We start from the raw sequence: 26,388 nt of genomic DNA on the forward strand, positions 1-26,388 counted from the left end.
CACCGCTTTCGCGAGCAAGCCCGCTCCCACAGTTTTCGGTTCAGTTCAGTGGCGGTAGGAGGAACCGGTGTGTTGTTCGGGCAAGCGCGCGCCGCCGTTGAAAACCTTCTCGCGCAAAGTGCCGGTCTCGTACGCGGTCTTGTACGACCCACGCTTCTGCAGCTCCGGCACCACCAGGTCAATAAAGTCCACGTAGCTTTCCGGCGTGACGATGCGCGTGAGGTTGAAACCATCCAGGCCGGTTTCGCTGATCCACGATTCCAGCTCATCGGCGACCTGCTCGGGCGAGCCGACCAGGGTGATGTAGCGGCCACCCAAGGCGTGCTGCTCAAGCAATTTGCGCCGGGTCCAGTCATTGTTTTGCAGGTTCTTGGTGGCCGACTGGATGGCGTTGCTCTTCACGTACTGGATCGGTTCGTCCAGTGCGTACTGCGCAAAATCAATCGCCGTGGACGCCGAGAAATGCGCCACACCGGCTTCCGGGCTGGCGTAGCTCAGGTACTCGGCGTGCTTGGCCCAGGCCAGCGCTTCGGTGGCACCGACGATCACGTTGAGGCCCATGAACACCTTGATGTCATCCGGGTTTCGCCCGGCCTCCACGGCGCTGGCACGCACCTTGTCCACCTGCACTTTGGTCGCCGCCTTGTTCTGCCCGCTGATGAACACGCACTCGGCATGCCGCCCGGCGAACAGCAAACCTCGCTCTGAACTGCCGGCCTGGAACAGCACCGGCGTGCGCTGCGGCGAGGGTTCGCACAGGTGATAACCCTCTACCTGATAGAACTCGCCGTGGTGCTCGACCTTGTGCACCTTGCCCGGCTTCGCATAGACCCGCGCCTGCGGATCATTGAGCACGGCGTCGTCTTCCCAACTGCCTTCCCAGAGTTTGTAGAGCACCTCCAGGTATTCATCGGCCTGGTCGTAGCGGCGGTCATGCTCCACCTGTTCGGTGAGGCCCATGGCCTTGGCGGCGCTGTCGAGGTAGCCGGTGACGATGTTCCAGCCCACGCGGCCACGGCTCAGGTGGTCGAGCGTGGACATGCGCCGGGCGAACAGGTACGGCGGCTCGTAGGTGAGGTTGGCGGTGAGGCCGAAGCCGAGGTTCTTGGTCACGGCGGCCATGGCCGAGACCAGCAGCAGCGGGTCGTTGACCGGCAGCTGGATCGACTCTTTCAACGGCACGTCGATGCTGTTCTGGTAGACGTCGTACACGCCGACAATGTCGGCAATGAACAAACCGTCGAAAAGCCCGCGCTCCAGGGTTCGCGCCAGTTCGGTCCAGTATTCGACGGTTTTGTATTGCGTGGAGGTGTCCCGTGGATGCGTCCACAGGCCGTGGTTGATATGCCCGATGCAGTTCATGTTGAAGGCATTGAGCAGGATTTTTTTCTTTGTTTTTTCCGGCAGGCTCATCAGATAGTCCCCCGCAGCGGCGGGTTTTCATCGTTGAGGTAGTAATTGCCCACGGCGTGGTACTTCCAGCGTACCGGGTCGTGCAGGGTGTGCACGCGCGCGTTGCGCCAATGGCGGTCTAAACCATGCTCGGCCAGGGTCGCCTGGCTGCCGGCCAGTTCAAACAAGGTGCTGCCGGCGGCGAGTGAAATTTCAGTGCTCAGGGCGCGCACTTCGGCGACGGCGATGGAGGCTGCCGCAACGGTGTCGGCCGTGCTGTCGGCCTGGGCGCGGTCGAGGTACTCGCCGGAGCGTTCCAGCAGCGCTTCGGCGGCGCTCAGGCGGATGCTTAAGTGGCCGAAACTTTTCAGGGTCAGTGGGTCTTCGCTGGCCTTGTCGTTGCCGGAATCGATCCACGGCCGGGTCTTGGTGCGCACAAAGTGCAGCGCGTCTTCAAAGGCGGCGCGGGCGATGCCGGTGTCGATGGCAGCGTGAAGGATCTGCGCCAACGGGCCGACGGTGGTCGGGCGCTCGAAGGCGCTCTGGAACGGGATCACGTCTTGCGCGGCGACCCAGACGTTGTCGAACACCACCGAGCCGCTGCCGGTGGTGCGCTGGCCGAAGCCGCTCCAGTCGTCAATCACGCTCAGGCCTTCACTGTCGCGCTGCACGAATGCCAGTTGCTGCACGCCGTTTTCATCCACAACCGACGTTGGGATGCGCTGCGCATAAATCGCGCCGGTGGAGTAGAACTTGCGCCCGCTGATGCGAAAACCGTCGCCGTCGCGGGTGAGCGAGGTCACACGGTCGTGCGCCGTCTTGGTGCCCAGTTCCGCCAGCGCGTTGCCGAAACGCTGGCCGGCGAGTACTTCGGCGTACAGGCGCTGTTGCTGGGCAAGGCTGCCGTTCACGCGCAGCACTTCCAGGGCATAAAAATGGTTTTGCGGGATTTGGCCCAGCGACGCATCCGCCTGGGCGATCAAGGCGATGACCTTGGCCAGGGTCACGTTGGACACGCCGGCGCCGCCGTGTTCCTTCGGCACGCTGATGCCCCACAAACCGGAGCGTGAAAACACGTCCAGTTCGGGCAGGGGCAAGCGGCGTTCTCGGTCACGCTGGGCGCTGTCGCGGCGGAAGTCTTCGGCCAGGTCGCTGGCGACAATAAGGGCTTGTTCATCGCTGGTGATAACCGCGACGTGGTGAGAAAGGGTCATGCGTATTTCTCCAGAGGTCTGGTCGGTTAAATCCAGGAGTGACGAGCCGGCAACGTGCCGTTCAGGCGATAAGCGCCCACCGCGTGATACTTCCAGCGCACCGGGTCGTGCAGGGTGTGCACCCGGGCGTTGCGCCAGTGACGGTCGAGGTTGAACTCGGCGAGCGTGGCGCGGCTGCCGGCCAGTTCGAAGAGCTTCTCGCTGACCAGCAGCGACACTTCGGTGGTCAGCACTTTTGCCTCGGCCACGGCAATCGATGCACGAGCAGCCGATTGCGCGGTGATCGGTGCAGCGTTGACTTGGTCCAGTACTTGGCCGGCCTTGCGCAGCAGCGCTTCGGCAGCGTGCAGTTCGATTTTCAGTTTGCCGATGTCGGCGATCACATACAGGTCATCGCTGGCCCGCTCGACCTTGGCGTCGATCCACGGGCGCGAGCGTTCGCGAACGAAGGCGATGGTGTCATCGAGTGCGCCTCGGGCGATGCCGGCGTCGATAGCCGCCTGGATCAATTGCGAGACGGCGCCCTGGATAGTCGGGCTTTCGCCGATGCGCCAGTTGTCGATCACCAGTTCTGCGTCTACCGGTACGCGGTCGAGCAATACGGTGCCGCTGGCTGTGGTGCGTTGGCCAAAGCCCGACCAGTCATCGACGATGCGCAGCCCTTCGGTGCCACGGCGCACAAACGCCATGACCTGCTTGCCGTCATCGTTCAGCGCTTTGATCGCCACCCAATGCGCAAACAGTGCGCCGGTGGAGTAGAACTTCTGGCCGCTGATCACATACCCGTCGCCTTCGGCCGTAATGCGCGCCTTGAGCTCCAGGGTATTGCGGGTGCCGCGCTCCGGGCCGCCGTTGCCGATGCGCCAGCCGTCGAGGACGCTCTGGAACAGCTGCTTTTTCTGGCGCTCGGTGGCCGCGCCCTGCAGCAGGTGCAGGATGCCGAAATGGTTCTGCGGGATCTGCCCGAGGGCCGGGTCTGCCGCGCTGATGATCGCGAAGACCTCGGCCAGGGTCACGAACGAAACCTCTGGGCCGCCGAATTCGCGGGGAATGGAAATACTGCCCAACCCGCTGCGGGTGAACTGTTCGAGCTGCGCCCACGGCAGTTTGCGTTGCTGATCGCGCTTGGCGGCTTGCAGGCGCGCAGCCTGGGCCAGCTCATGGGCCGCGTTCAGCGCCTCGGCGTCGTTGCGCAGCACGGCGGCCGGCAACAACAGGGGGGCTACGTCCAGATCACTCTGGGGGGGTGTTAGAGCCAAGTTAGACATCAGCGCCGCTCCTTGGCTGCACGTAATGCCCTGGCGTTATGCACCGGGGTAATTCTGACCATACCGACCTCGCATTCAATGAAATAAAAACAGAAAAATCAGAGATGTCCGGTGGTCCGGTGCATATACCCTAAGCGTGTTAAATCCTTAAATAAACTAACTTCTAGGAATAAGCATAGAAGGGCGCTCACCCAGGCTCGCAGGGCGAGCCCGGCTGACGCGGTTGATAGATCGCCACGGCCTTGGCCGGGCGGGTTGGCGCCTGCGGTGAACAGGCCGCGATGGTCAGCGTGCGGGCCGGTGCCCAGCGTGAATTATTGCCCACGCGATCAAGGATGCAGTACGTCACGTCCAGACGGCAGTCGTCGCCCGCTTCAACAATCACCGCCGAGGGCACCCACACCTGAATCGCCAGGCCCAGGTCTTTGGCCTGGATTGTCGGCAGGTCCACGCGCACATCGCCCCAGCGCAAGGTAATCGCGTCGCCGGCGGCCATGTTCGGGTAGGGCTCGATGGTCAGCGGGATGCCGCGTCGCACCTGGCTGCCGTTGACGCCGTAGCGGCGGATGGTGTCGGGCAGGCCGACGAGGGCGAGGTTCTGGTTTTCGGGGTTGTCTTCCAGGTTGAGCGGGACCCCCGGCTGGCCGCCCGGGCAGTTGGTTTTCACCCGTGTCAGGGTGGTGGCCGAGCGCGCCGGGGCGTAGCCGACCTGCATGACCTGGTAGTGAACCCGTGCCGGGCCGTCTTGCACAAAACTTTCCGGGACGCGCAGGCGAGTCGGCGTGCCGACTTTGCCAGCGGTGATCCGTCGTGAATCGGCAAAGCAGTCGTTCCAGAACAGCTCGATCAGGTCGCCTTCCTCCATGCCGGGGTAGGGCGCGATGTCCACGTGCAAATAGGCCGCGGCGAGGGCATTGATGCCGTGTCGATGAGCCTGGGGCAAGGTCGGGGCGGTGAGCATGGCCGGGGTTGCAGTGCGCGTCATAAGTAATCTCCTTGATGCAGCCAGCAGCAATCGTTCCGGCGCCCGTGGCGCGGTTGTGCGCGGGGTGCCGAAAGGAACGATTCAGTGAATAGCCGGGATAGGATCCAATCCTCTGGGCCCTAGATAAGAGGGTTGGCCGGCGAGCGTCAATGGAGGCAAAAGGCTAAACGGCGGGTTTGAGCAGATTCAGAATGGGCTGACGGGGCGGGGGTATTTCAAGAGGGGGGTGGCGGGTGTTTTTCTGGCGGGATTGAGTACCCCTTGTAGGAGCGCGCTTGTGTGGGAGCTGGCTTGCCTGCGATGGCCTCACACCGGTGTAACTGACCCACCAAGGTGATGCTATCGCGGGCAAGCCTGGCTCCCACACACGCCCATAAGTGGGTGCTCAGTGGGCCAGAAACTTGCTCAGGAACTGCTTGGTGCGTTCTTCTTTGGGGTTGGCAAACAATGCCTTGGCTTCGCCCTGTTCCACGATCACGCCCTTGTCGAAAAAGATCACCCGGTTGGCCACGTCACGGGCAAAGCTCATCTCGTGGGTGACGATGACCATGGTGCGGTTTTCTTCGGCCAGGCTGCGGATGGTCGCCAGTACTTCGCCGACCAGTTCCGGGTCGAGTGCCGAGGTGGGTTCGTCGAACAGGATTACTTCCGGCTCCATGGCCAGCGCACGGGCACTCGCCACGCGCTGTTGCTGACCACCGGACAAACGCCGCGGGTATGACCCTTCCTTGCCCGCCAGGCCGACCCTGGCCAGCAGCGCGCGACCGAGTTCGGTCGCTGCCTCGCGCGGCATCTTCTTGACCACGATCGGGCCTTCGATGACATTTTCCAGCGCGGTGCGGTGGGGGAAAAGGTTGAAGTTCTGGAACACAAAACCCACGTGCTGGCGCAAGCGCCGCACCAGGCCTTGTTGCTGATTGAGCGGCTTGCTGCTGTCGATCTCGATATCGCCCACCTTGATGCGACCGCTGGTGGGTTGTTCGAGGAAATTCAGGCAGCGCAGAAAGGTGGTCTTGCCGGAACCGCTGGGGCCGATGATGGCGACGACTTCGCCTTCCTTGACCTCAAGGTCGATGCCGTTGAGCACCACCTGACCGTTGAATTGTTTGGTCAGTTTTTCAACCACGATCATGCTTCAAGACTCCAGGTCATGCCGGTTGACCCGGTCTTCCAGGCGATTTTGAAAGTGCGCCAGGATGCTCGCCAGGATCCAGTAGATCAGGGCGGCGGAGAGATACATGGTGAAGATTTCGAAGGTCCGCGCCGAGACCAGTTGCGCCTGGCGGAACAGCTCGGGCACCTGGATGGTCGCGGCCAACGCCGTGTCCTTGACCAGTGAAATAAAGCTGTTGCCCAACGGCGGCAACGCCGTGCGCATGGCCTGCGGCAAAATGGCCCGGCGCAGGGTCTGCGCGCGGGTCATGCCGATACTGGCCGCAGCTTCCCACTGGCCACGCTCGATGGAAGCGATGGCGGCCCGTAGGATTTCACAGGCATAAGCGGCCATGTTCAGCGAGAAGCCGATCATGGCCGCCGGAATCGGATCCAGCTCGATGCCCACTTGCGGTAAGCCGTAGTAGATCAGGAACAGCTGTACCAACAAGGGCGTGCCGCGAAAGAACGACACGTAGATTCGGGCGATCCAGCTGGCCAGCTTGAAGCGCGACAGGCGCATCAAGGCCAGGCCGAAGCCCAGCAGCAAGCCGAAAAACATCCCGCCGAGGCTAAGGATCACCGTGTAGTACGCGCCCTTGAGCAGAAAGGGCGCGGAGTCCAGCGCGAGTTGGAAACCTGCTTCCATTATTGAGTGACGTCAGCGTTGAAGTATTTCTCGGACAACTTCTTCAGCGTGCCGTCGGCGCGCAGTTTGTCGAGTGCCTTGTTCACGGCGTCGAGCAGTTCAGGCTCGCCTTTGCGCAGGGCAATACCGGCTTCCTGACGGGAGAACGCATCGCCTGCAGCGGCGGTGTCCGGGGCTTTCTTGGCGTATTCCAGTGCGGCCAGACGGTCGATCAGGATGGCGTCGATACGGCCGATGCGCAGGTCCTGGAACTTGGTCGGGTCATCGTTATAGGTTTTGATGATGGCTTTGGGTTGGTTGTCCTTGAGCCATTGTTCGTAGTTGGTGCCCAGGCCCACACCGACTTTTTTGCCGGCCAGGTCGTCGGCGGTCTTGATGCTGTCGACGTTCTTTTTCAGCACCAGCGCCTGAATACCGGAGACGGTGTAAGGCGTGGAAAAGTCGTACTTCTTCTTGCGCTCTTCAGAGATGGTCACCTGGTTGACCACGGCGTCGAGACGCTTGGATTCCAGGGCGGCAAGGATGCCGTCCCATGGCGTGGCTTGCAGCTTGACCTTGACGCCCAGCTCTTTAGCCAGGGCTTCGGACAGCTCGACTTCGAACCCGCTGAGCTTGCCGCTTTCGTCAACGAAGCTGAACGGCGGGTAAGTGCCTTCGAGACCAATCTTGATCTCACCGGCTTTCTTGATGTTGTTCAACTGGTCGCCAGCCACTGCCTGACCGATCAGGCCAGCCCCGAGTGCCAGGCCCAAAGTGCCAACCAACAACGTGCGACGGAATACAGAAATAGTCATGAAGAGCCCCTGTGTTTTTTATGTTGAGCGAAGCAGGTGACGCAGTAGTCGTATCCTGCCTTAAAAGCGCGGCCTGTGGGAGCGGGCTTGCTTGCGAATGCATCGACGCGGTGATGTGGTTTCACATTCGTCGTGTGTATCCGCCAGCAAATTCGCCTGCGGCGCGACTATAAGGCGAGTTTCTAAGACTTGAAAATAATATAAAAACAACCTCTTATATTATTTTGGAATACTAATCAGCCAGCGATGCAAGCCAAATGTGGGAGCTGGCTTGCCTGCGAAAGCGGTGTGTCAGTGGCGGATGGGTGGCTGGATCACCGCTATCGCAGGCAAGCCAGCTCCCACATTGAGCCTCTTTATATTCAGTTAAACACCGAGTCATAGGCAAACAACGCCGGCGCCCCGCCGGTGTGCAGGAAAATGATCGGGCCGTCTTCAAACCGCTGACGCCCGATGCCATCGAGCAAACCGGCCATGGCCTTGCCAGTGTAGACCGGGTCCAGCAGCAGCCCCTCCTGGCTCGCCACTAACTTGACCGCAGCCAGGGTGCCGGCGTTCGGTTCGCCGTAGCGCGGGCCGAAGTACTCGTCCCACAGGATCACCTTGAAGGCCTCGGGAATATCCACACCCAGCAACTCGGCCGTGCGTTCGGCCAGGCCCTGTACTTTCGGGCGCTGGGCCTCGTCGGTGCGCGACACCGTAATGCCAATCACCAGCAAATTCGGCAGCACTTCACTCAAGGCCAGCGCCAGGCCGCTGTGTGTGCCCGCGCTGCCGGAGGCCAGTACCACGGCGGCAAACTCGATCCCGCTGGCTTCAATCTGCCCGGCCAGTTCCAGCCCGGCGCGCACGTAACCCAACGCGCCCAGCGCATTCGAACCACCGATGGGCACCAGGTACGGCGTCTTGCCATTGCTGCGCAGGCGGTCGGCGAGGGCGTTGAGTTGGTCGTCAACGTTGTCGAGGTTTTCTACCAGTTCCACCTTGGCGTCGAACAGCTCCAGCAGCAGGCGGTTGCCGTTGCCCAGGTAGTTGGGGTCTTCGGTGCCGGTGGGATTTTCCAGCAGCGCAACGCAGCCCAGGCCAAGTTTGGCGGCCAGCGCTGCGGTCTGGCGTACGTGGTTGGATTGGATCGCACCGGCGGTCACCAGCGTGTCGGCACCCTGGGCAATGGCATCCGCCGCCAGGTATTCAAGTTTGCGCAGCTTGTTGCCGCCCATGGCCAGGGGCGTGGTGTCGTCACGCTTGACGTAGATGTCCCTGCCCAGCCAGGCCGACAGCCGCTCAAGTTTTTCCAGGGCAGTGGCGCCGCCCAGCAGTTCCAGGCGGTTAAAACGGTCGAGCTGTTGTTTGATCATGGCGGCGCACGGTGGCTAAGTGATAGGGGCGACTATAGGCAGGCACTTTTCATCGGGCAACCGTCAATCGCTTATGTCGGAAAGTTCTGAGTATCACACCATTGGTTCTTAATGGCGGCCAGGGTGCATACCGTAAAGTGATGGCCATTTCGTCAGGAGTGAATACCGTGAGTGAGCGTTCCAGTCATTGGCAATTGCAGACCATCGTCAGTCAACTGCGCAGCGCCCGGGACCAGTGGCGAACGCGCAATGGCCGTTTGAGCGGCGAGCATGGTGGCCGCGAGCTGCCGTCGCGTGAAGCAGTGGCGCAGATTCTTGAGTCGTTGTGCGGCGCGCTGTTTCCGATGCGCCTGGGGCCGGTGGACCTGCGCGAAGAGAGTGAAGACTTCTACGTCGGCCACACCCTCGACGTCGCATTGAATGCCTTGCTCGCCCAGGCCCGCCTGGAGCTGCGTTACGCCGCTCGCCAGGGCGGCAAGGATGACCGCGAAGTCGACGCCCATGCCATCCGCCTGATCCAGGATTTCGCCCTGGCCTTGCCGTCCCTGCGCAGTTTGCTCGACACCGACGTGTTGGCGGCCTACCACGGCGACCCGGCCGCACGCAGTGTGGATGAAGTGCTGCTGTGCTACCCCGGGATTCTGGCGGTGATTCACCATCGCCTCGCACATCACCTGTACCGCGCCGGTTTGCCGCTGCTGGCGCGTATCAGCACCGAAATTGCGCACTCGGCGACCGGTATTGATATTCACCCTGGCGCGCAGATCGGCCCGAGCTTCTTTATCGACCACGGGACGGGCGTGGTGATTGGCGAAACCGCGATCATCGGCGAGCGGGTGCGCATCTACCAGGCCGTGACGCTGGGCGCCAAACGCTTTCCGGCGGACGAGGATGGGCAATTGCAGAAGGGCCATCCACGCCATCCGATTGTCGAGGACGATGTGGTGATCTACGCCGGCGCGACGATTCTGGGGCGGATTACCATCGGCAAGGGCTCAACCATTGGCGGCAACGTGTGGCTGACCCGCAGCGTGCCGGCGGGGGCGAATATTACTCAGGCGAATCTGCAGCATGATGACGGCACACGAAAGTGAGCGTTCTAGTCTTCAAGCCGCGCCAGTGACAAGCGAGTCTGCTCGCGCAGCCACTCTTTGCGGCGCTCGGCCAAGTCATTGTAGATCTGGTCGTACAAAGCCTCCGGCATGACGTGGTCGAGGTCGACCCGATCACCTATTTGCAGTTGCGCCACGCGCTTTTTCAGGTCTTGGCGCTTGCGATTTATTTGCTCTTCGTTCAAGTCCTTGGCATCAGCAAAGGCTTTCTGTTCGCTGTCCAGGTCTTCGAAGAGCATCAGTTGCTCGGCGCTGTGCTCTTCATTCGCGGCGTAGTCATGCGCGTAGTGTTCCTTGAGAAAGGCTTCCCAATAGGGCTCCAACAGCATTTGATTGACCAGGCCATCGCCCTCACTGAGTGTCTGCACCGCCGTCTGCGCCTGGGCGATGTTGGCTTCAGGCACGTCGGCAGTGGCGCGATACGCCATGCTGCTGCTGACCCAAGGCAGTTGGAGCTTATTGGCCAAGCGCGTCTGGTAGGCCAGGTGCACTTCCACTTCGTCGACAGTGCCGGGTTCGCCATTCATCACCTGTGAGGTCAGCCGCAACCCCAAGCCTCCTTCGGCGGGTGATTGGAGGCGGTGCGCGATGTCCGCACGGGCGACTTGCTTGAGCAAGGCCAGCCTGGCCGCACCTCGGGCCAATTTTGCCAATTGATCTTCACGTTCTCCGGGCGTGCGGCTGTAAAGCTGAGCGCCTCGCGCTTCGACCTGGATCCCCATTTCAGTGAATATCTGGCTGCCGGCATCGGGGCACAAGCCTGGAAAACTGGACATCTGAAACAGCGTCCGACGCAGTGCCGGGTCTTCATGCATGCTCGCCAGCATGTATCGCCCTTGAGCGGCGAGGATGGCCTTGTTCTGGTAGTAGCGGGTTTCATCCTGTGCGTCTTCGAAAAACTCAGGTGGCTCGAGTTTTTTCAAGACTTCGAAAAAGCCCTGAGAGCCTGGTTCCTTTTCCAGTTCATTCCAGATAGTTCTGTAGCGGTGCTGATTATCATCGTCCAGATCGTCAATCCAGAAGTCGGCCTCGCCCTTTGGGGGGTAGGTCCGAAGTGGGTCGAGCCCCCAGGCGATTTTGTACTCGTCGAAAAGGTCTCTGGCTTCGGCGGCCAGCATTGAGCGGTCCAGCCGCGTACAGGCAACCACCAACGCTTCGTCGGAATCCTTGGCGACCTCTGGAACCGTGGTAATCGAGTTGCCTTGAAGGTGCAGTACAAAACGCTCATCTCGCGCGTGCGCAAAAAGTCCCACGGGCCATTCGTTGAGGCCGGTGTGGGAAAGATCAAGCAGCTCCAGGTCGGGCATTCGGCTGATATTCGGTGCGCGGCCCAAGCGGTTATTCGAAAGGTCCAGCGATCGCAGACGTGAAAGGCCGCGCAATTGTTCACTGCCCGTCTCGTTCAGGGCGATGCGGTTGCCGCTCAGGTTCAGCTCCTTGAGCGAGTGCATGTTGGCGACAGCCACAGGCAGCTCCTCCAAGGCGTTGCTGGACAGATCCAGCGCCTGGAGATTGGGGACGCGCAGGAGGAAATGCGCGTGTTTGGAGGTGAACCCGCTATTGCTCATGTCCAGGTGTGTGACCAACCCCAAATCGATCGGGAGCATGGGCAATTTATCCGGCCAATCCAGTTGCGTGAGGTCCATGTTGACTGTTCCCTCTGCGGAACCGACGGGGTCGTGCAGTTGGGTATAACCTTCGCGCCAAGCGTTCATCACACGGTCGGCAAAGAGCGCCCTGCGTTGCTGGGTAACGGCTTCCAGGCGGCTGTTTTGCGGCCATTGGGTGGTTGAACGAACATAGGTGTCCAATGCCGTCTCAAGGGCGCTGCCTTCACGTTCCACCTGCTCCAGTTTTGCCAAGCCTTCTGGTGTCTCAGCGTTCTGCGCAAAGTGCCTCACGCCTGCATCGGACATTGCCGGAAGCCAATGTTTGATGCGCCCTTGCAACGTCACAGGCCTGACCTGGACATTCATGCCGCGCATCGTGCTGCTGTTTCCACCGCCGAGCAGGGTGAGGGTCTCGCGGTCGGCGCGGGGACGAATCGGAGGTTCAGCCAGGGTCATACGCCGTTGGGCCGGGGTTTTGGTGGTCTCGGTCAGCCATGAGCGCAGGTGATTGCCGTCGGTAAAGTGTGTTCCGTTGGGCAGGGCTTGGTAGAGCGCGCTGTAAAAGTCTGTAGCTCCGTGCACCAGCATGCCCTGTGAATTGAACACTCGGTATTGGCCCTTTCGATTGCGCACCAGAACTTTCAGGTCTGCGGCATCCTCTGCGCCCACCTGGTTTCGCAGGTCGCCACTCGGGGTTCTTTCACGCACCTGGATACGCAGGTTTGAGAACGCGTCGGAGTGGATTCTCAACGTATTGAGCGCGAGGTTTTCGGTATCAACCGATGGGGTTTTGCCCTGATGAATCTGCTCGAACATCCGCGTGCCGGCAGCTTCGAAATTCAGCTCACGGGCCTGATTTTTCACGTCCAGCGGCACGCGCTTTTCTTCGACCATCACGTTTAAATTACGCCGACGGGCATGGCTGACCAGGCGCTGGGCAATGCTCAGCGGCAGTTCAGGGTAGTGGCTGCGAAGCAGGTTGATTTCAGCAGAGTCAGTGGCTTCCTGGCGAGCATAGAGGTCTCTGGAGAGCAGTTCACTTTGCTCCTGGACATGGTCCGCCAGTCGCTTGCGCAGGGCCGGCACTTGCTCTTGCGCAGGCAAGGCGTCGCCCAGTAACACGTAGCGCTGGGGTTCATCCAGAAACCCGATGACTTTTTCCGGCAACTTGCCCGACATCACGTCGGCAATGCTGACAGCCAAGGCATCATGGCCTTGCGCAGTTGCATTGCCATAGCGTCGGGGTGTGCCCGAGAGATCAGCTTTCGGGTACACCAGCAGTGCTTTTTCCTTGGGCCAGCCGTCCAGCTCGGTGACCATCTGTTCGAACCAATCGGACGCAGGGTCGAGGGGCTGGCTGGCGCGAATGCTGGCGACGTCCGACTCGACCTGCTTGGCGATCTTCATGCGTTTGAGCGTGTCGGCCAGCAACGGCGGTGTCGGCGTGTTATTGACGTACATATGGCGCAACGCACCGAAATCGACGCCGCTGACGAGGCGCGCCTGCTCCAGCTCGCTCATGCTGAAACCGTGTGTCTGCGGGCCCAGGCGCCGCAGCAAGCGGCTGTTGCTCCACGTTCGCGGTTGTTCGCCTTTGATCACACAGGCACCACTGCCGTTGAGCGCGACCTGGGGTTGGTAGGCGTTTGCGCGCTTGGGGTGAGCGAGGTGAAAACCCTGCGTGATGGGGTCTTGCCTGACCTCATAGCGTTTGTTTTCCAGGTTCGCGATGTGCTTGCCCTGGTGTCGGTGCAGGCCGTTTTCACCGGGTGCGTGATTTTCCGGCAGTGGAAGACTGCTGTGTTGATACGGCTTCAGGTCAGGGCTCCACAGGCGCGTCTGGGCGTCAGCTCCTTGCACCAGTAGCAGTTGGTCGACAAACGAAGAGAGCTTCACCTTGGCAGTCTTCGTTATGCTCGCGCCGGATTCGAACAAGCCCAGTTGCACAGCGCTTTGTGCGACAGACAGCAGGTGCTCCCACCCTTCCTGTTGCAGCCCTTCTGCCCAATCGACGATGCCTTCGAAGACGTCGTCGAGCATCTGGTAGGCCGTATACGCCAGCATCAACTCGCCGAGCAACGGCACGAACGGCGTCGTCACCAGGAGGGCGGCATTGAAGATGTCCGAGAGCATTTTTTCCAGGTTGTCCCACCACTCCCAACGGGCCATGCGGTCGGCATAGTCGGTGGAAATGGCGATTTCCCGGGCGTCATTCACCAGCTTGTTCAGTTTGACCCGGTACAGGTAATGCCAGAGGTTGTTCTGGTAGGGATCTTTGATCCGGTTAGGCGTGTCGTCCCGAATGGCCAGGGTCTGGAAGCGCAGCTTGGGTACTTCTACCGGGTCTGGCCGCCAGCTTGGGCGGTTATCGCCGGGCTCCTTTTCATGCCAGCGAACGATGGAAAGCCGGCTATTGAGCTCGTAGAAGAATCGTCCGCGTTGGTCATGGGCGACAAATTGGCTGAAAAACTGTTGGTAGCTTGGGGTGGCCGTCTCGGTGCCGGGCGTGCGGTCACGTAATCGGCCGGTCAGTTCTTTGATAAACGCCTGCGCGCTGGCGTATTCCTTGAGCGGGTGGGCCGGGTCTTCGGGAATGTAAACCAGCAGCCTGTGTGCGGTGGCGTCCAGTCGTACGGGGGCAATGACCAGGATACCGGTCAGGCGAGTATCGAGCAGGTCCAGGGTGTAGAAGTCGACTGTTTCCCCGCCGAGTTGCAGCGGGCCGTCGCGTTGCAGCAGCGTCTGAATGAGCGTGTAGCTGTCCTCGCCAATGTCTTTTCTGGCGAGCGCCAACTGCGCGGCGCTGTTCAACCCCGCTTTCAAGTGGCCAATGATGGCTTGTTGCAAAGGTATCGCCACCGACGGGTTGTCAAAGCCCAGCGCGGCCTTGAGATGCTGCAGGTACCGGGCGCCGATATTCAAATGTCGGCACAGGGTCTTGAACGTGTCGGCGGTCAGTGCCTGGGCGGTCACCCGGTGCGTGAACCTCAACTGTTCGCGCTGGCCTCGCGCATCTTCCTGCGACAGGAACGCGTAATCGACAAAGGTCTCCGATGCCGAAAAGTTGTGCAGCGCTGCCTCCACCAGTGTCGTTGTTCGCGCGGTGACACCGGGCTGCTGGTTAATGGCCCACCAGGGCAGTTTGATCGGGGCATAAAGGCGAATCGACGTATTCACCACATCGATGTCGCCGTAGTTGCTCAGGGCATTCTTCAGAAGCGGGATGGCAAATGCCTTGACGTCGTTGAGGTGCGCGAGCTTTTTGTCCACGGCGTTCTGGCTTGCCCAGTGGCGATCGATGGCCTGCTTGAACGGGCGGCGATACGCCGGGGACGGTGGGTTGAGGAAGCGTTCCGGGATGTTTGGCTGGAGCTGCTTCAAGGCGTTCAGGCGCTGCTCAGAGGCGCCCGGCAGCCAGGCAGGCAGCTGTTGCTTGATGAAGTCAAAATGGATCGGGGTATTTTCGGTGAGCATTTTTGATTGGACTGTCGGCGTTGAAGGCATGGCGGAATGATCCTTTGGTGATGCTTGGCTCATTCGATTGTGTTGAGTCCGCCTGCTGGAAAACCGCACATATTGCTTGGCTTTGTATGAACACTCGGAAAAGTATGCTGAGCGTTTGTCATCCTAAGCTGTCATACGATTCCTTGGTCGCTGTGGGAATCACCTACCGTCCAGCCACCGGATTAGTCTCTAAACCCCTATCCATGTTTAACTTGAATGTTCGTTCAAGTTAAACCCGGTGGTTCGCTGCCCGCTCACAACAGGAGGCTTACCTTTGCTGAGTCCGTTATTCACAGCCACATTTCCTACCCTCGGGGTGCATCGTTCATGAGTGCATCGTCCACCCCTGCCAGCGGCCAAGTGCGCATGAATGCGCCGGTTTTCTACTTTGCCGCTACCTTCATCCTGCTTTTTGGCATCACTGTCATCGCTATCCCGCAACAGGCCGGTGCCTGGCTGCTGGCGGCGCAAAACTGGGCGGCCAACACGGTCGGCTGGTACTACATGCTGGCGATGACCCTGTATCTGGTCTTCGTGGTGGTCACCGCGTTATCGGGCTACGGCAAGATAAAACTCGGTGCCGACCACGACGAGCCCGAATTCAGTTACCTGTCTTGGGCCGGCATGCTGTTCGCCGCCGGGATCAGCATCACGCTGTTTTTCTTCTGCGTGTCGGAGCCGCTGACGCACCTGGTGCAACCGCCCCAGGGCGCGCCGATGAATGCCGACGCCGCGCGCCAGGCCATGCAGATCCTGTTTCTGCACTGGGGCCTGCATGGCTGGGGCGTGTTCGCGTTCGTGGGCATGGCCCTGGCGTACTTCGCCTACCGGCATAACTTGCCGCTGGCGCTGCGCTCGGCGCTGTACCCGCTGATCGGCAAGCGCATCAACGGCCCCATCGGCTATGCGGTGGATGGCTTCGGCATTATCGCCACGGTGTTCGGCCTGGGCGCCGACATGGGCTTTGGCGTGCTGCACCTCAACTCCGGGTTGGATTACCTGTTTGGCATCGCCCACACCCAATGGATCCAGGTTGGCCTGATCACGCTGATGATGGGCGCGGCGATCCTCGTCGCCGTGGCCGGCGTCGACAAGGGCGTGCGGGTGATGTCCGACATCAACATGCTGCTGGCCTGCGCGCTGCTGCTGTTTGTGTTGTTCGCCGGCCCCACCCAGCACTTGCTCAACACCCTGATTCAGAACATCGGCGACTACCTGGGCGCATTGCCGACCAAGAGTTTCGACGTGTACGCCTACGACAAACCCAGCGACTGGCTGGGCGGTTGGACGGTGTTCTACTGGGCATGGTGGATTGCATGGTCGCCGTTCGTGGGCCTGTTTATCGCGCGTATTTCCCGTGGCCGTACCATCCGCGAATTCGTGTTTGGCGTGCTGCTGATCCCGCTGGGTTTCACCCTGGCGTGGATGTCTATTTTCGGCAACAGCGCTATCGACCAGGTGCTCAACCACGGGATGACGGCGCTCGGCCAGTCGGCCATCGACGATCCGTCGATGAGCCTCTACCTGCTGCTGGAAACCTACCCGTGGAGCAAGACCGTGATCGCGGTCACGGTGTTTATCAGCTTCGTGTTCTTCGTCACCTCGGCGGATTCCGGCACAGTAGTGCTCTCGACCCTCTCGTCCAAAGGCGGCAACGCCGACGAAGACGGGCCGAAATGGCTGCGCGTGTTCTGGGGCGCAATGACCGCGCTGGTCACCAGCGCTCTGCTGTTTGCCGGCAGTATCGACTCGCTCAAATCAGCGGTGGTGCTGACATCGTTGCCGTTCTCGCTGATCCTGCTGCTGATGATGTGGGGGCTGCACAAGGCCTTCTACCTGGAGTCGCAGAAGCAGATTGCCCAGTTGCATTCGTTGGCGCCGGTTTCGGCCTCGCGCAAAGGCAAGGGCGGCTGGCGCCAGCGCTTGAGCCAGGCGGTGCATTTCCCTTCGCGGGACGAGGTGTATCGCTTCCTTGAGTCGACGGTGCGCCCGGCGATTGAAGAGGTGACGGCGGTGTTTGTCGAGAAAGGCCTGAGCGTAGTCACCCAGCCGGACCCGTCCAACGACAGCGTCAGCCTCGAAATCGGCCATGGCGAAGAGCATCCGTTTATCTACCAGGTGCAGATGCGCGGCTACTTCACGCCGTCGTTCGCCCGCGGTGGCATGGGCTCGAAAGAGATCAACAACCGTCGCTACTACCGGGCAGAAGTGCACTTGAGTGAGGGCAGCCAGGACTACGACCTGGTGGGCTACACCAAGGAGCAGATCATCAACGACATCCTCGACCAGTACGAGCGCCACCTGCAGTTCCTGCACCTGGTGCGCTAGGGCTCAGGCCCTGATAAACAGGGCCAGTGCCACCAACGGCGCGCCGAATACCCCGCTGCCGATTACCAGCTCCGACATCAGGGGCTGGCCGGCGGTGATCACGCCCACGGCGCCGTTGACCACCGCCACCACCAACCAGATTCCGACAAAGCTGTAGGCCAGAAGGTGACGGCTAACGCCCAGCGTTTGGCCGATGAACAGCATCAGGGCGAGCAGGATCAGGCCGCAACTGATGACGATGACAGTGTGCATATGGAACTCCTGATTTCGAGGACCCGCTGTGGGAGCGGGCTTGCCCGCAAATGCGCAGTGTCAGTCAGCGGATATTGGCTGACCCACCGCCTTCGCGAGCAAGCCCGCTCCCACAGGAGGCATTGCTTGCCTATCGAAGAGGTGTAGTGGGCTTGAGCAAGTCCTGCAAACCGATCTTCAGACCAACCCGCCATTGGCGCGCAGGATCTGCCCGTTGACCCAGGCACCCGCCGGGCTCACCAGGAACGACACCACGCGGGCGATATCTTCCGGTTGGCCAAGGCGTTCCAGTGGCGCCATCTTGGCCAGGCCCTGGATCTGCTCTTCGCTCTTGCCGTGCAGGAACAACTCGGTTGCCACCGGCCCCGGAGCGACGGCGTTGACGGTGATACCGCGACCGCGCATTTCCTTGGCAAACACTTGCGTCAGGGATTCCACCGCCGCCTTGCTGGCGATGTACACCGCGTAGCCCGGGAAGTTGAGGCCGACGGTGCTGCTGGAGAAGTTGACGATGCGCCCGCCGTCATTCAGGCGTGTGGCGGCTTCACGCAGGGCGTTGAAGGTGCCGCGGGTGTGGATATCGAAATTCTGGTCGTAGAGCTCATCGCTGTGCTGGGCCAGGGGCAGGGCCTTGAGGATGCCGGCGTTGTTGATCAGCACATCGACCTTGCCCAGTTGCGCTTCGGTTTCGTCGAACAGGCGCTTGATGTCAGCGGGCTTGGCCACGTCGCCTTGAATCGCTATGGCTTGGTGGCCAGCCTGGCGCAGTTCCACCACCCGCTTCGATGCTTCGGTGGCGCTGCTCGCATAGTTGATGGCCACGGCGTAACCGTCGGCGGCGAGTTGTTTGGCGACCACGGCGCCGATGCCACGGGAACCGCCGGTGACGATTGCGACTTGAGTTTTCATGATGGGGGTGCCTTTCGGTGGGTGTGGAAGCAGGTTCACATGTTTACCGAAGGCGATAAATGCGCCAGAGTTGCCTTGACTGTTCAAGAATCGCCAACAATGGAGACGCGTCGTGGATCAGGTCAAAGCAATGAAGGTGTTCGTGCGCATCTACGAGCGCGCAAGCTTCACGTTGGCCGCCGATGACCTGAACTTGCCGCGCGCAACCCTCACCCACACCCTCAACCAATTCGAAGCCTGGCTGGGCACGCGCTTGCTGGAACGCAGCACCCGCCGCGTGCGCCCGACCCTGGATGGCGCGGCGTATTACCCGCGTTGCGTGCAGTTGCTGGCCGAGCTGGAAGAAGCCGAGCTGGCGTTTCGCAGCGTGGCGCCCAAGGGCCGCCTGCGGGTGGATTTGCATGGCACGCTGGCAAAGTATTTTGTGGTTCCGGCGCTGCCACAGTTCATGGCGCGTTACCCGCAGATCGAGCTGTCCATCAGCGAGGCGGACCGTTTTGTCGACCTGATCGCCGAAGGTGTCGATTGCGTATTGCGTGCAGGCACCTTGGGCGATTCGGCATTGATCGGCCGGCGCGTGGCGACCTTGCGGCAAGTGACCTGCGCCAGTCCCGGGTACCTGCGCAAACACGGTGAGCCGAAAAGCCTCGCAGACCTGAACCGGCACCGCGCGGTGAACTACGTGTCGCGCACCACGGCGAAACTGTTTCCGTTCGAATTCGTGGTTAATGGCGAGCTGCAGGAAGTGTCCATCGAGGGCGCATTGTCAGTGTTTGGCGCGGAGATTTATTCGGCCAGCGCGGTCGCCGGTTTGGGCATTATCCAGTGCCCGCATTACCGCATGGCCGCGCTGATCGAGCAGGGCGTGATGCGTGAAATTCTCACCGACACGCCACCGCCGCCGATGCCGGTTTCAGTGTTGTACCCCCATAACCGACACATGTCGCCGAGGGTGCGTGTGTTCGTCGACTGGCTCGCCGAAATCTTTGAAAATGCCCGCTAAGGCCCGTTCTTAAAGGGTTGCATAAATTTAATTTCATCCGTGAACGCTGCGTTTTGACGCGGAACTGTCATCTGGCCACTGCGTAATTGTGTGAAGCGTTTGACGCTTTCATTTCAGAACAGTGACGGAGACCGGTAACAATGAAGACGTTAATAAGCCCTATGGTGGGTGCCGCCATGGCGAGCTTTATGCTGTCCGCCCATGCCGATTTTATCGACGACAGCCACGCCGATGTGACCTTGCTCAATCGCTACCTCAACCAGCAAGGGCGTGATGTGGTGAACAGCACCGCCAAGGCCCACAGCGTGCGAGATTGGGGCCAGGGTTTCGAGTTCAACTTCAAGTCGGGCTACACCGAAGGGCCGGTGGGTTTCGGCCTGGATTTGCAGGCGTTCTACGGCTTGAAACTGGATTCCGGCGGCGACCTCAACGACAAGGACCACCAGGGCCGCTACCCCGGCAGCATGTTCCCGCTGGACAACGGCAAGTCCGCCGACCAGTTCGGCGTGCTCAGCCCGACGTTCAAGATGCGCTTTGCCAAGGATGAGTTGCGCCTCGGTACGCTGTACGGCAACAACCCGGTGCTGGCCAACACTGACGGCCGCCTGTACCAGCAGACCAACACCGGTGTGCAACTGGTGTCCAAGGACCTCACCGACTTCACCTTCACCGGTGGCGATATCTTCAAGACCAAGATCCGTAACGAAACCGGCGACCAGGGCATGATCACCGCCGGCGGCACCAAAGAGAGCGATCGCTTCCTGTTCGGGGGCGCGGATTACACCGGTTTGCAGAACACCACGCTGAGCCTTTGGTATTCCAACCTTGAGGATTACTACCAGCAGTTCTTCCTCGGCGCCAAGCGTCATGACGCGTTGTCCGTGGGTGCGATCGACACCGATGTGCGTGTGTTCCGCAGCCTGGGTGTCGGCGCCAACGCCGATGGCGATAAAGACTTTGCCGGCGCCGGCCTCTATGGCGATGGCACCAGCAAAGGCCGCATCAACCAGTCCACCGTCAGCTTGCTGGAAAGCTACAGCCTCGACGGGCACACCGTCGGCCTCGGCATCCAGAAAAACAGCGGCGACAGCGACTTCCCGTACCTGGATTCCGGCCTGAACAGCGGTGATGCACGCCAAGGCCCAGGCTCGGGTGCCGACACCCCGGCGCTGACCAACATGCAGTTGAATAAATTTCAACACGCCGGTGAGCGCACATGGCTTGCGCAGTACAAGTATGACTTCGGTAAGCTGGGCCTTACGGGCCTGTCGTTCTCGGCGGCCTATGCCCACGGTGATGACATCCGCACCGTACAAGGCACCACCAGCGAGTGGGAACGCAACATTGCCGTGGCTTACCAAGTCCCCACCGGCACCCTCAAAGGCCTGGGCGTGACCTGGAAAAATGCGCACGCCAGCCCGGACATTACCGGTGCCACGGTGCAAGATGAAAACCGCTTCTATGTGAGTTATGTCGTTCCCCTCTGGTAGGAAATTGCTGTAGAACGGAACGGCAGACTTAAGCGATTCAGCTGGTTAAAAGGCCTGGGAATATCGTTATTCCCAGGCCTTATTTGCCTACGTCCAAGAGAGGATTCGATGACTTACATTGCTGCCGAAAACCGCTATGAATCTATTCCGTATCGCCGCGTAGGCCGCAGTGGACTGGTGCTGCCGGCACTGTCCCTGGGGCTGTGGCACAACTTTGGCGACAGCACCCCGATCGATACCCAGCGCGCGCTGCTGCGCACTGCGTTCGACCTGGGGATCAACCACTTCGACCTGGCCAACAACTACGGCCCGCCCTACGGCAGCGCCGAGATCAACTTCGGCCGTTTGCTGCGCGAAGACTTCAAGCAGTACCGCGACGAGCTAATCATCTCCAGCAAGGCCGGCTGGGACATGTGGCCCGGCCCTTACGGCCAGGGCGGCGGGTCGCGCAAATACGTGCTGGCGAGCCTGGACCAGAGCCTGCAACGCCTGGGTGTCGACTATGTGGATATTTTCTATTCCCACCGTTTCGACGCCGACACCCCACTGGAAGAAACCGCCAGCGCCCTCGCCACCGCCGTGCAGCAAGGCAAGGCGTTGTACATCGGTATCTCGTCTTACTCGGGCGTGAAAACCCGCGAAATGGCGGCCTTGCTCAAAGAGTGGAAAGTGCCGTTGTTGATTCATCAGCCGGCCTACAACCTGCTCAACCGCTGGGTGGAAAAAGACCTGCTGGACACCACCGAAGAACTCGGTGCCGGGGTGATCGCCTTCACGCCGCTGGCCCAGGGTTTGCTGACCGACAAGTACCTCAATGGCGTGCCGGCTGATGCGCGGGTTAATCGCCCGGGCGGCGGTTCATTGCAGGCCAAGCACTTGTCCGAGGCAAACATTGCCCACGTGCGCGCACTGAACGAAATCGCCCAGCGCCGTGGCCAGAGCCTCGCGCAACTGGCGCTGGCCTGGACCCTGCGTGACCCCCGGGTGACCAGTGCGCTGATCGGCGCCAGCCGGCCGGAGCAGATTATCGAAAACGTCGGCGCGCTGAAGAACCTGAGCTTCAGTGCTGAGGAACTGGCGGAGATTGATCGGTTTGCGCAGGAAGGCGGGATTAACTTGTGGGAAAAACCATCTACCGCTGAATAACCGGGAAATTCGTCACGCTGCAAGCCAACTGTGGGAGCGGGCTTGCCCGCGATGGCGGAGTGTCAGTCGATGGATTTGTTACTGACCCACCGCTATCGCAGGCAAGCCAGCTCCCACCTTTGATTTTCGGTATGGCCAATTAGCCGGGCACAACCACGGTCACTGTGGGAGCCGGGCTTGCCCGCGATGGCGGAGTGTCAGTCGATGGATTTGTTGCTGATCCACCGCTATCGCAGGCAAGCCAGCTCCCACCTTTGATTTTCAGTGTGGCAAATTTACTCGCTGCACCCCCGGTCAGTGTGGGAGCGGGCTTGCTCGCGAAGGCGCTGGGTCAGTCTATGAATGTATAGGCTGACCCACCGCCGCAAGCCACCTCCTACTAAAACGGTACATCTCCCAGGATCGTCGCCCGGTGCATCACTCGCCGTTGCGGGCGGTAATCGTCCACCGCGTAATGCTGGGTCACGCGGTTGTCCCAGAACGCCACGTCATTTTCCTGCCAGCGCCAGCGGATGGTGAACTCCGGCCGCGTCGCGTGGGCAAACAGCAGCTTCAAAACCGCCTCGCTTTCCGCCGGCTCCAGCTCATTGATCCGGGTGGTAAACCCGTCACTGACAAACAGCGACTTGCGCCCGCTCACCGGGTGCGTGCGCACCACCGGGTGGGACAGCGGCGGGTTTTTCTTACGGGTTTCCTCCCAGCGCGCCAAGTCTTCGGCGGTGTTGCCAAAGCGCTCCAGCGGAAAGGATTTGGTGAAGTCGTGAGTGGCGGTCAGGCCATTGAGCAACACCTTGAACGGCTCCGACAGCGCCTCATACGCCGCGATCCCGCTGGCCCACAACGTATCGCCGCCAAACGCCGGCAGCCGCTTGGCGCTGAGCACCGCGCCGAGCGCCGGGGTCGGCAGGAAGGTCACGTCGGTGTGCCACACGGCGTTGTCGCGAACGTCGGTGACGGCGGTGTCGAGGATCAGCACTTCGGGCTGTTCCGGCACGTTGGGGTAGATCGGATGAATGTGCAGGTCACCGAAATTCGCCGCGAACCGCGCCTGTTGCTGCGGGTTGATCGGCTGGTCACGGAAAAACAGCACTGAGTGGGTGAGCAACGCCTGTTCGATGGCGTCGCGCTCCTCAGGGTTGAGCGGCAGGGTGATATCGACGCCACTGATCAGGGCGCCCAGGGCGGTGCTTATTGGCGTAACGGTCAGGCTGCTCATGCGGTTCTCACTCAGTGTGCCTGGCCATGCCACGGCACTAATTTGCGCTGCAGGGCACGCAGGCCCATTTCCATGGCGAAGGCGATCAGGGCGATCACCAAAATCCCCAGCACCACCACGTCGGTGACCAGGAACTGCGCCGCCGACTGCACCATAAAGCCCAGGCCGCTGGTGGCGGCGATCAGCTCGGCGGCGACCAATGTGGACCAGCCCACACCCAGGCCGATACGCACGCCGGTGAGGATGTCGGGCAGGGCGCTTGGCAGGATCACGTGGCGAATCAGTTGCGCGCGGGTGGCCCCCAATGACTGCGCTGCGCGCAGCTTGGCCGGGTCCACGGTGCGCACGCCGGTGGCGGTGGCGATGGCAATGGGTGCAAAGATCGCCAGGTAAATCAGCAGCACCTTGGACAGCTCGCCGATACCGCACCAGATCACGATCAGCGGCAAATAGGCCAGCGGCGGAATCGGCCGGTAGAACTCGATCAGCGGGTCGAGAATGCCACGTGCAATGCGGTTGGAACCGATGGCAATGCCCACGGGCACGGCGGTCAGCACCGCAAAGCCCAGGCCCAGGCCAATGCGCTGCAGGCTTGCGCCCAAGTGCTGCCACAAGGTGGAATCCATATAGCCCGTGGTCGCCAGCAGCCAGCCTTTTTGCAGCACGGCGGACGGCGGCGGCAGGAACAACGGCTCAATCAAACCGGTGGCGGTCACGGCCCACCAGATCGCCAGCAAGGTGACCAGTGTCAGCACACTGATCCAGCGCGTGCTCAGGCTGCGGCGTACCGGGATAACCGCGTGCGCTACCGGCTTGGCGGCGGTGGCGGGAAGTTCGTAGCTGCTCATGCGGACACCTGCCGTTGCGAGAACACTTTGCTCAGCACGTGTTCGCGGGTTTCGATAAAGCGCGGGTCGGACTTGATCGCCCGCGCTGATTCACCAGCGGCGTAGCGTTGACCAAAACCCAGGCTCAGGCGCTCGACGATCTGGCCCGGGTTGGGCGCGAGCAAAATCAAATCGGTGGCGAGGAACACCGCTTCTTCGATGTCGTGGGTAATCAGGAACACCGGCTTGGCCGTGCGCCGCCAGACTTGCAGCAGCAGCTCCTGCATCTGTTCGCGGGTGAAGGCATCGAGGGCGCCGAAGGGTTCGTCCATCAGCAGCACGCGAGGGTCTGCCGCGAGCGCGCGGGCCAGGCCGACACGCTGTTTCTGGCCGCCGGACAGTTGCCAGATACGGCGGCTGTCGAATCCGGCCAGGTCCACCAGCGCCAGCATTTCCCGGGCGCGCACTTCACGTTGCGCCTTGGGCACACCAGCCAGTTCCAGGCCGAAGCCGACGTTGGCCAGCACGTCCTGCCAAGGCAGCAGGGCGTCGTCCTGGAACACCACGCCACGTTCGGCGCTGGGGCCTTTGACCGGCACGCCATCAAGGGTGATGCGCCCGGCAGACGGTTCGACAAAACCGGCAATCAGGTTCAACAGCGACGTCTTGCCACTGCCGGACGGGCCGAGGGCCACCAGCAATTGCTGGGGCCCCAGGTCGATTGAGATGTCAGACAGTACCGGTTCTGTGGCGCCTGGGTACTGTGCGCTGATGCGCTCCAGTTGTAACAAGGCCATCGCGATGAACTCCCGAATCAGTGGGTGATGAACTTGGCGCTGACGAAAGGGGCGTAGTCCGGCAGCACGGCGTCGACCTTGCCTTGTTCCTTGAGGAACGCAGCGGTGTCGGTCACGGCCTTGGTGGTCGGTGCGCCCAGCAAGGTCACTTGGTCAGCGGCCAGCGGGTAGACGTTGCCTTGCAGCAGCAGCGGGATGTCACTGGCCTTGGCGCCGGAGAGTTTCACCAGCTTGTCGATGTTGGTTGTGTCGGCGATCCAGGCTTGTGGGTCTTTGCGGTAAGCGGCGTAGGCATCCAGGGTGACTTTGGCGAAGGCTGTGACGATTTCCGGGTGCTTCGCGGCAAAATCCTTACGCACGATCCACGCATCGAAGGTCGGCGCGCCGAACTTGGCCAGTTCGCCGGAGGTGATCAGCACTTTGCCGTTTTCCTTGGCCACGCCCAGAGCCGGGTCCCACACGTAAGTGGCGTCAATATCGCCGCGTTTCCAGGCGGCGATGATTGCCGGCGGGGCGAGGTTGAGGATGGTCACTTTCGACGGGTCGATGTTCCAGTGCTTGAGCGCGGCCAGCAGGCTGTAGTGGCCGGTGGAGACGAATGGCACCGCGATTTTTTTGCCGATCAGGTCCTGCGGGCTGTTGATGCCCGAACCATTGCGCGCCACCAGGGCTTCGGCGCCGCCGATCTGGGTGGCGACGAGGAAGGTTTCCACCGGCACCTTGCGGGTGATCGCAGCGGTCAGCGGGCTGGAACCGAGGTAGCCGATCTGCACATCGCCGGAAGCGATGGCGGCGATGATGTCGGCGCCATTGTCGAATTTGCGCCAGTCGATCTTGGCGTTGATGGCTTTTTCATAGGCGCCGTCAGCCTGAGCGACCTTGGCTGGGTCTACGGTGGTCTGGTAAGCGATGGTCACATCCGCCGCCTGGGCAAACAGGCTGGCACCGGCCAGGGACAATGCTGCCAAGAGGCGCAGAGGGGTCAAAAGTTTCAAAGGGAAGCTCCTCAATCAGGCGGCCGAGGGTCGGCGTGTGAGGAGACTAAATGATCTAAGAATCCGAAAATAAATAACATTTTCGAATTAGCTTATTAGGAGAAGTGAATGTGAATCCGTGATCGTTCCCGCGCTCCGCGTGGGAATGCAGCCCAGGACGCTTCGTGTCCCAAAGCGTGACGCAGAGCGTCACAAGAGGCGTTCCCACACAGAGCGTGGGAACGATCAGTGAATTAGCTTGTTAGAAGAAAAGTGAGCGCAGGTTTTCGAGTCAATCAGAACAAAGGTGGGAGCTGGCTTGCCTGCGATAGCATCGCCTGCGTATCGCTGATACACCGAGGTGACTGCATCGCAGGCAAGCCAGCTCCCACACAAGCCAGCTCCCAC

Annotated in this window: 20 protein-coding genes; 5 read left to right on the top strand and 15 right to left on the bottom strand. The window is 61.1% G+C overall.

The features are described from left to right. Nucleotides 1–45: 45 nt before the first annotated feature. The 8 genes from WBB95_RS07745 to WBB95_RS07780 form a co-directional block, all read right to left on the bottom strand. On the bottom strand, nucleotides 46–1,413 hold the full coding sequence (locus tag WBB95_RS07745; protein ID WP_424487034.1) for an LLM class flavin-dependent oxidoreductase: 1,368 nt from the start codon (nucleotides 1,411–1,413) through the stop codon (nucleotides 46–48). Beyond that, a complete protein-coding gene (locus WBB95_RS07750; RefSeq protein WP_424487035.1) occupies nucleotides 1,413–2,606 on the bottom strand; it encodes an SfnB family sulfur acquisition oxidoreductase in 1,194 nt (397 codons plus the stop codon). The genes WBB95_RS07745 and WBB95_RS07750 overlap by 1 nt, the downstream gene beginning before the upstream one ends. 26 nt (nucleotides 2,607–2,632) lie before the next feature. Then, nucleotides 2,633–3,874 carry an SfnB family sulfur acquisition oxidoreductase gene (locus tag WBB95_RS07755; RefSeq protein ID WP_424487036.1) on the bottom strand — a complete coding sequence of 414 codons (1,242 nt, stop codon included), beginning with the start codon at nucleotides 3,872–3,874 and terminating at the stop codon, nucleotides 2,633–2,635. 187 nt (nucleotides 3,875–4,061) lie between these two features. Further along, nucleotides 4,062–4,859, bottom strand: coding sequence for a hypothetical protein (locus WBB95_RS07760; RefSeq protein WP_424487037.1), 798 nt, complete (start codon nucleotides 4,857–4,859; stop codon nucleotides 4,062–4,064). A 385-nt stretch (nucleotides 4,860–5,244) separates the two neighbouring features. Further along, a complete protein-coding gene (gene tcyN, locus WBB95_RS07765; protein WP_424487038.1) occupies nucleotides 5,245–5,991 on the bottom strand; it encodes an L-cystine ABC transporter ATP-binding protein TcyN in 747 nt (248 codons plus the stop codon). Nucleotides 5,992–5,994: 3 nt separating this feature from the next. Further along, nucleotides 5,995–6,660: a cystine ABC transporter permease gene (gene tcyL, locus WBB95_RS07770; protein ID WP_424487039.1), complete on the bottom strand. Its 666-nt coding sequence runs from the start codon at nucleotides 6,658–6,660 to the stop codon at nucleotides 5,995–5,997. Continuing rightward, nucleotides 6,660–7,454: a cystine ABC transporter substrate-binding protein gene (tcyJ, locus tag WBB95_RS07775; protein WP_424487040.1), complete on the bottom strand. Its 795-nt coding sequence runs from the start codon at nucleotides 7,452–7,454 to the stop codon at nucleotides 6,660–6,662. The genes tcyL and tcyJ overlap by 1 nt, the downstream gene beginning before the upstream one ends. Before the next feature lie 362 nt (nucleotides 7,455–7,816). Further along, on the bottom strand, nucleotides 7,817–8,812 hold the full coding sequence (locus WBB95_RS07780; RefSeq protein ID WP_424487041.1) for a D-cysteine desulfhydrase: 996 nt from the start codon (nucleotides 8,810–8,812) through the stop codon (nucleotides 7,817–7,819). Between the two features lie 167 nt (nucleotides 8,813–8,979). On the opposite strand from WBB95_RS07780, the gene epsC reads away from it, so the two are divergent. Next, nucleotides 8,980–9,906, top strand: coding sequence for a serine O-acetyltransferase EpsC (gene epsC / locus WBB95_RS07785; protein ID WP_424487042.1), 927 nt, complete (start codon nucleotides 8,980–8,982; stop codon nucleotides 9,904–9,906). 5 nt (nucleotides 9,907–9,911) lie between these two features. Here the strand turns inward: epsC and WBB95_RS07790 are convergent, their stop codons facing one another. Then, the gene (locus WBB95_RS07790; RefSeq protein ID WP_424487043.1) at nucleotides 9,912–15,008 is read right to left on the bottom strand and encodes a dermonecrotic toxin domain-containing protein; all 5,097 of its coding nucleotides are present in this window, start codon (nucleotides 15,006–15,008) and stop codon (nucleotides 9,912–9,914) included. A gap of 396 nt (nucleotides 15,009–15,404) precedes the next feature. On the opposite strand from WBB95_RS07790, the gene betT reads away from it, so the two are divergent. Then, nucleotides 15,405–17,366, top strand: a complete 1,962-nt coding sequence (gene betT, locus WBB95_RS07795; RefSeq protein ID WP_424487052.1) for a choline transporter BetT — start codon at nucleotides 15,405–15,407, stop codon at nucleotides 17,364–17,366. A gap of 3 nt (nucleotides 17,367–17,369) precedes the next feature. On the opposite strand, the gene WBB95_RS07800 is transcribed toward betT, so the two are convergent. Then, nucleotides 17,370–17,618, bottom strand: coding sequence for a hypothetical protein (locus WBB95_RS07800; protein ID WP_424487044.1), 249 nt, complete (start codon nucleotides 17,616–17,618; stop codon nucleotides 17,370–17,372). 177 nt (nucleotides 17,619–17,795) lie between these two features. Continuing rightward, nucleotides 17,796–18,527, bottom strand: coding sequence for an SDR family oxidoreductase (locus WBB95_RS07805; RefSeq protein WP_424487045.1), 732 nt, complete (start codon nucleotides 18,525–18,527; stop codon nucleotides 17,796–17,798). Between the two features lie 112 nt (nucleotides 18,528–18,639). Between WBB95_RS07805 and WBB95_RS07810 the strand changes: the two genes are divergently transcribed. The 3 genes from WBB95_RS07810 (at nucleotide 18,640) to mgrA (ending at nucleotide 22,166) form a co-directional block, all read left to right on the top strand. Further along, nucleotides 18,640–19,530 (top strand): LysR family transcriptional regulator, encoded by an 891-nt coding sequence (locus WBB95_RS07810; RefSeq protein ID WP_424487046.1) that lies wholly within the window; start codon nucleotides 18,640–18,642, stop codon nucleotides 19,528–19,530. A gap of 161 nt (nucleotides 19,531–19,691) precedes the next feature. Beyond that, nucleotides 19,692–21,020: an OprD family outer membrane porin gene (locus WBB95_RS07815; RefSeq protein ID WP_424487053.1), complete on the top strand. Its 1,329-nt coding sequence runs from the start codon at nucleotides 19,692–19,694 to the stop codon at nucleotides 21,018–21,020. Between the two features lie 108 nt (nucleotides 21,021–21,128). Next, nucleotides 21,129–22,166, top strand: a complete 1,038-nt coding sequence (mgrA, locus tag WBB95_RS07820) for an L-glyceraldehyde 3-phosphate reductase (protein ID WP_424487047.1) — start codon at nucleotides 21,129–21,131, stop codon at nucleotides 22,164–22,166. Between the two features lie 379 nt (nucleotides 22,167–22,545). Here the strand turns inward: mgrA and tauD are convergent, their stop codons facing one another. Genes tauD through tauA form a run of 4 tightly spaced genes read right to left on the bottom strand, consistent with a single transcriptional unit; the run spans nucleotide 22,546 to nucleotide 26,001 of the window. Beyond that, on the bottom strand, nucleotides 22,546–23,382 hold the full coding sequence (gene tauD / locus WBB95_RS07825) for a taurine dioxygenase (protein ID WP_424487048.1): 837 nt from the start codon (nucleotides 23,380–23,382) through the stop codon (nucleotides 22,546–22,548). A gap of 11 nt (nucleotides 23,383–23,393) precedes the next feature. Further along, nucleotides 23,394–24,230, bottom strand: a complete 837-nt coding sequence (gene tauC / locus WBB95_RS07830) for a taurine ABC transporter permease TauC (protein ID WP_424487049.1) — start codon at nucleotides 24,228–24,230, stop codon at nucleotides 23,394–23,396. After that, complete coding sequence (gene tauB / locus WBB95_RS07835; protein WP_424487050.1) at nucleotides 24,227–25,006, bottom strand: taurine ABC transporter ATP-binding subunit; 780 nt, start codon at nucleotides 25,004–25,006, stop codon at nucleotides 24,227–24,229. The genes tauC and tauB overlap by 4 nt, the downstream gene beginning before the upstream one ends. Before the next feature lie 17 nt (nucleotides 25,007–25,023). After that, the gene (gene tauA / locus WBB95_RS07840; RefSeq protein ID WP_424487051.1) at nucleotides 25,024–26,001 is read right to left on the bottom strand and encodes a taurine ABC transporter substrate-binding protein; all 978 of its coding nucleotides are present in this window, start codon (nucleotides 25,999–26,001) and stop codon (nucleotides 25,024–25,026) included. Nucleotides 26,002–26,388: the final 387 nt, after the last annotated feature.

The organism is Pseudomonas sp. (assembly GCF_049645325.1).
In the GTDB taxonomy this organism is placed as follows: domain Bacteria; phylum Pseudomonadota; class Gammaproteobacteria; order Pseudomonadales; family Pseudomonadaceae; genus Aquipseudomonas.